This window comes from Methanoregula sp. (assembly GCF_002835825.1).
Classification (GTDB): domain Archaea; phylum Halobacteriota; class Methanomicrobia; order Methanomicrobiales; family Methanospirillaceae; genus Methanoregula.
In genome coordinates this window covers 1-5225 of record NZ_PIZH01000147.1, presented here as the reverse complement: position 1 = coordinate 5225, position 5225 = coordinate 1, and the positions used below count along the sequence as shown (strand labels likewise).

Here is a 5225-nt window from a genome sequence, read left to right as displayed (position 1 = left end):
TCCTTTCTTCTACTCCTCGGAAAACGGTATGAGGCCCGCATCGGCCATTCCCCCGGATACGTTCTCCACGATAATTGTACCGTGGAGCCCCATTCTCCTAATCACCTCATCCGTATAGCCGGAGATCTCGTTGATGCGGTGGTTCGTGTATACCACCTTGTCATTCTCGACAATGATGAGCCCGTCCTGGATGTTCTCTGCCATCATCCGGAACCGCTGCTCGCTCTCGCGGACTTTTGCCTCCTGGTTCTTCAGCTCGGTGATGTCGGTAAAGATGATGAAATAAAAGAGGATGCTGCCCTGGCGGGCCGTATTGATCCGGATATAGACAAACCGCCGTTTTCCATCCTTCCGGATGATCCATGTCTGGAAGTCACCGGGGGTCTCGGGATGTGCATCGATCTCCTTTCTTCTCTGGATTACCTCGTCACGGGACTCTTCGGGAATGATGGAGAGCGTGTCCATGGCCCAGAGTTCCTTGAAGGAATACCCGGTTATCTCGGCAATACGCCGGTTTGCGTACACGGTCTTCCCGTTTTCGAGGATAATGAGCCCGTCCCGGATGTTCTCTGCCATTGTCCGGAACCGTTCTTCGCTCTCCCGGATCTCCCGTTCGGCAAGGATCCGTTCTGTTACGTCCTCAAGGATAAGGGTTATCCCTTTGCCGCCATCGTCGAAGACCGTGGGGACGCATTTCTGGTGGAATATCCGCTCTCCTTTGTCTTTGACAAAGAAAGTGACTGTTGTCTCTGCCTCTTTCCTCTCCTTTGAGATACTGTCCAATAACTCGTGGACATCCACTTCGGGAGACTGGAGAAACGAGATGTTCTTTCCGACAGCTTCCTCCCGGGAAAGGTGGAGCAGGGTCAGGAAATTTGCATTGACATCGATGATCCGGAACTCGTCATCCAGCACCATGATGAGCTCTTTTGAGTAGCTCAGCATGGCGGAGAGCGGGACACGCTGGGAGAGCGTGTACACCTTCGCCATGCCATAGGTCCGCATATCGACCTGCCCGGAGATGAGCAGGATATCCAGGTAACGCCCGACAGTGTTCTTGTTCTTTTTGAGCGCTTTGGAGATATCGGTGACACTCATGCCATTCGGATTCTTCTTTAAAAGATCCCGGATTGCGCCGAGTTCCTGCTGGTAGTCCTGCATCATGGCTGCGCACACGCCCGAAGGTGTAGTGATAGTATCATGGGTCTCCAAAATTTATAATTGTTATGAATCACCATAGTGTATAACCAATTTAGGAACAATTTAAATATAAACAACGATAACTCTACTGCGTAGTGTCTGCAGCATATCCTGCTGCAACTCTATTTCAGGAAAATTCAAAAAAATCTGAATCAGGAGTAACGTGTATGGTGTCTGTTGACATTGTTTCCCGTGGATGGGAAAATGTAATGGCAGTTCTTCCTGCCATCATCGGTGCAGTGATTGTTCTTCTTCTTGGCTGGATTGTCGGGCGCCTGCTGGGCAAAGCGGTCCGGATCATCATCGACAAGGCCATGGCGGCTGTATCAACCGCCCCTGTGATCGGGGAATCGGAAGTGGGAAAGACCGTGGCAACGTCGCATGTCTCGCTCGGCTATCTGGGCGATATCACCATGCGCTGTGTTGTGTACCTTGTCGCGATTCTTGCGGCAGTCGATATCCTCAACCTTGACTACCTCAGCAAGTTCATGGCGCAGGTCCTTGAGTACATCCCGCACGTTGTTGCATTCGTGATTATCCTTGTCGTGGGGATCATCCTTGTCGATTATTTCATCGACTTCTTCAGGAACTATTCGCAGACCTCAAAGATTGAACTGGTCACCCCGGTCCTCATCCTGCTCCGGCTCTTCCTGTACTTTGTTGTTGTCATGCTGGCCCTTTCGCAGCTCCTGCTCGACCTCACGATCATCTACACGATCATCACGCCCATTTTCTGGGGTATCGGCATAGGCCTTGGTGCAGCGATCGCCATCGTTGTCTGGTTCGGTATGAAGAACCGCAGCGAACAGATCATGGATAAGGTCGTTGACTCTCTCACAAAGTAAGGGACCCGGAGCTCAGGCATCCTCTAAAGGACAGGGGATCTGATCCCCTCTCTCAACCCCCCTTTTTTTTATGCCTCCCTGCAGGACACCCCTGTTCAGGCGGACAGTACCGGGCGATAACCGGCACTGTTGTTCTCCGCTGGCAACATTCATCATGGCGAACCACGCAATACTTTTCCAGAACCATGATCCCCGAAAGCGAGGTCTCCCGTGAAAGGGGGCCGTTGGATCTCTCGCGGGCAGGGGTCTGCATCCGGAAATGAAATCATGGAGATCCTATCATGAACAGGAACTATACGTATCTCATTTTTCTTCTTGTCGCAGCATGCCTGGTCGTGCCCGTGATGGCAGACACCGGAAACGTCACCAATACGACCGTTTCCACGACCAGTGAAACAACCATTGTCACGACCGCGACAACGGTGCCTCCGACAACTACCGTGGAAACAACCGCAACCACGGCAGTGCCGGCAACCACCCCCGCGACCCCGACAACGACCGCGACAACCGCCCCGGCAACAACCGTGACAACCGTTGTTCCCACTACTACCCCGATGACGGGAGATGTGTTCGTTGTCTCCTCCCCCCCCGGTGCTGCGATCCTCATCGATGGGATATACTACGGCACCACCCCGGGGACAGCAACCGGGCTAATGCCGGGAAACCACCTGATCCGCCTCTCCCTGAGCGGGCACATCGATTATGAAGGAACAATCTATGTCATCGCCGGCCAGGACACCACCGAGTACGGGACGCTCCACCCCATGAACACCGGATCTCCGCAGATCGTTATCGCCACGCCATCGGCTCCGGCCACCACCAGTGTGCCCGTGCCAACGTCGCAGCCGGTTGCCGCGGAACATGAAGCTGACGGCCCGCTCGAGAACCCCACCGTGCTTGCAGCCCTTATCGGTATCGTGACCGCCTCGATCGGCGCCGCCGCCTCCATCTTCACGCACAAGGCGAAGACGGCCGGGGCGAAAAAGGAAGACGAGACAAAGAAAGAATAATTGTACGGGCGTATCGATGCGCACGATATCTCCTCCCGTTTTCCTGTTCCCGCATTTATTCTTCCTGCCGGGCATGGTATGATATCCTTTTGTACAGACCATTTTCACCGGACACCTCCTGAATCAGCACTCATAAATCCCCTCACGGCCCATCGGTAGATATGCTCAAGCTATCGCCCGTGATGGAGGCCTACGAGAAGACCCTGCTGGACGGACTCCATCAGCAGATTGCGATAGCAAAGGAAGCGCGATTGCGGGGGCTCGATCCCAGCACCGATGTTGAGATCCCGATTGCGAGCGATCTTGCGGACCGGGTGGAAGTGCTCACCGGGGTCAAAGGCGTTGCAGCCCGGATCCGCGAGCTTGAGGCAACGATGTCCCGCGAGGAGGCAGCACTCCGTATTGGTGACGACTTCGTTGCCCGGAGGTTCGGGGAAAAGGACATCATGGAGGTGCTCGACCACTCCATCCGCGTTGCCATGGCGCTCCTGACAGAAGGCGTTGTATCTGCCCCCACGGAAGGGATCGCCAAGGTCTCGCTTGGTAAGAACGACGACGGGACCCAGTACCTGATGATCTTCTATGCCGGCCCGATCCGGAGCGCCGGCGGCACTGCGCAGGCCATGTCGGTGCTGGTCGGCGATTACGTGCGCCAGAAGCTGGGGATCAACCGGTACATCGCCCGGCAGGAGGAGGTGGAGCGGTACGTGGAGGAGATCCGGCAGTACAACTCGATCATGAACCTCCAGTACCTCCCAAGCGAGGCCGAGATCCGGCTCATTATCGAGAACTGCCCGGTCTGCATTGATGGTGAAGCAACCGAGCAGGAAGAGGTCTCGGGCCACCGGAACCTCGAACGGGTGGAGACGAACGTTGTCCGGGGTGGCATGGCGCTCGTAATCGGCGAAGGGATTGCCGGGAAGGCGAGGAAGCTCAAAGGCCGGGTCGAGAAGATGAAGATGGAGGGCTGGGACTGGCTTGACAAGCTGATCGCCGGTGCGGCCAAGAGCGGGGATGGCGGGAAGACCGCCGGCATCAAACCGCTCGACAAGTACCTCCGCGATCTCATCGGCGGCCGGCCGGTCTTCTCCTACCCGATGCGCAAAGGGGGGTTCCGGCTTCGCTACGGCCGATCGCGGAATACCGGGTTTGCCGCAGCCGGAATGCACCCGGCAACCCTCTATATCCTCGGTGAGTTCCTTGCCACGGGCACCCAGATGAAGACCGAACGGCCGGGCAAGGCCTGCGGGGTTGTGCCGGTGGACACCATCGAGGGCCCGACGGTGCGGCTCCGGGAAGGCAGCGTGCTCCGGATCGATGACGAAGCCACGGCAAAACGGCTTGGCCCGGGGATCGAAAAGATCCTCGATGTCGGTGAGATCCTCATCTCGTTCGGCGAATTCCTGGAGAACAACCACCCGCTGGTTCCCGCAGGGTATTGTGAGGAATGGTGGCAGCTCGATGCCGGGGATGGGGTAAACCCCCCGAAGGATGAGAAAGAGGCCCTTGCCTATGCACAAAATGGAGGGTATCTCCACCCGGCGTGGACCTGGTTCTGGGACGACATCACTGCCGACCAGATCCGGGCAGTGGCCGAGTATGTTGCTGCAAAAGGGGTGGTGAAGGAGAATGGTCTCCACATCCCTAACGATCCTGCGATCAAGGCGGCCCTTGAAGAAATGCTCTTAACTCACGATCTCCATGATGACGTCATCGTCATCCATACCTATCTCGCGTTCATTTCTGGCCTCGGACTGGATGGCAACCTGAAGAAACGGGATTCCTGGCAGACCCTTCCCGCAGATGCAGCCCCGCTAGACCTCGTGATGCACCTCTCCGGCCTGAAGATGCGGTCCCGGTCCGGGACACGGATTGGCGGCCGCATGGGCCGGCCGGGGAAGTCCAAGCCCCGGAAGATGAACCCGCCGCCCCATGTCCTCTTCCCGCTCGGGGACTCTGGAGGTGCCCGGCGTTCCTGCCAGTCTGCCTCCACGCACACGGCGGAGATAGATGCAGATAACGTGGACCCCGATGTCCAGAAAGAAGCCGGGAGCATCGAGAGCGAGGTTGGCCGTCGCAGGGGTGCACAATGCGGCGAGATCCCGTACCTCACCCGGTGTGACAGGTGCGGCGGGCACACGCCCTTCGCCTGCCCGTCCACAACGTGCGG

4 protein-coding genes are annotated in these 5225 nt (G+C 57.1%); 3 read left to right on the top strand and 1 reads right to left on the bottom strand.

The features are described from left to right. Positions 1 to 9: 9 nt before the first annotated feature. Positions 10 to 1212, bottom strand: coding sequence for a PAS domain S-box protein (locus CW742_RS06635; protein ID WP_292418176.1), 1203 nt, complete (start codon positions 1210 to 1212; stop codon positions 10 to 12). Between the two features lie 197 nt (positions 1213 to 1409). On the opposite strand from CW742_RS06635, the gene CW742_RS06630 reads away from it, so the two are divergent. The 3 genes from CW742_RS06630 to polC form a co-directional block, all read left to right on the top strand. After that, on the top strand, positions 1410 to 2045 hold the full coding sequence (locus tag CW742_RS06630) for a hypothetical protein (RefSeq protein ID WP_292418173.1): 636 nt from the start codon (positions 1410 to 1412) through the stop codon (positions 2043 to 2045). Positions 2046 to 2326: 281 nt separating this feature from the next. Continuing rightward, the gene (locus CW742_RS06625) at positions 2327 to 3055 is read left to right on the top strand and encodes a PEGA domain-containing protein (RefSeq protein WP_292418170.1); all 729 of its coding nucleotides are present in this window, start codon (positions 2327 to 2329) and stop codon (positions 3053 to 3055) included. Between the two features lie 161 nt (positions 3056 to 3216). Continuing rightward, positions 3217 to 5225 (top strand): DNA polymerase II large subunit (gene polC, locus CW742_RS06620; protein WP_292418167.1); only part of this gene is annotated, 2009 nt, incomplete at its 3' end.

Bases quoted from the DNA above. Each gene is read 5' to 3' on its own strand.
- CW742_RS06630 (WP_292418173.1), top strand. From the start codon at position 1,410: ATGGCAGTTCTTCCTGCCATCATCGGTGCAGTGATTGTTCTTCTTCTT.
- CW742_RS06625 (WP_292418170.1), top strand. From the start codon at position 2,327: ATGAACAGGAACTATACGTATCTCATTTTTCTTCTTGTCGCAGCATGC.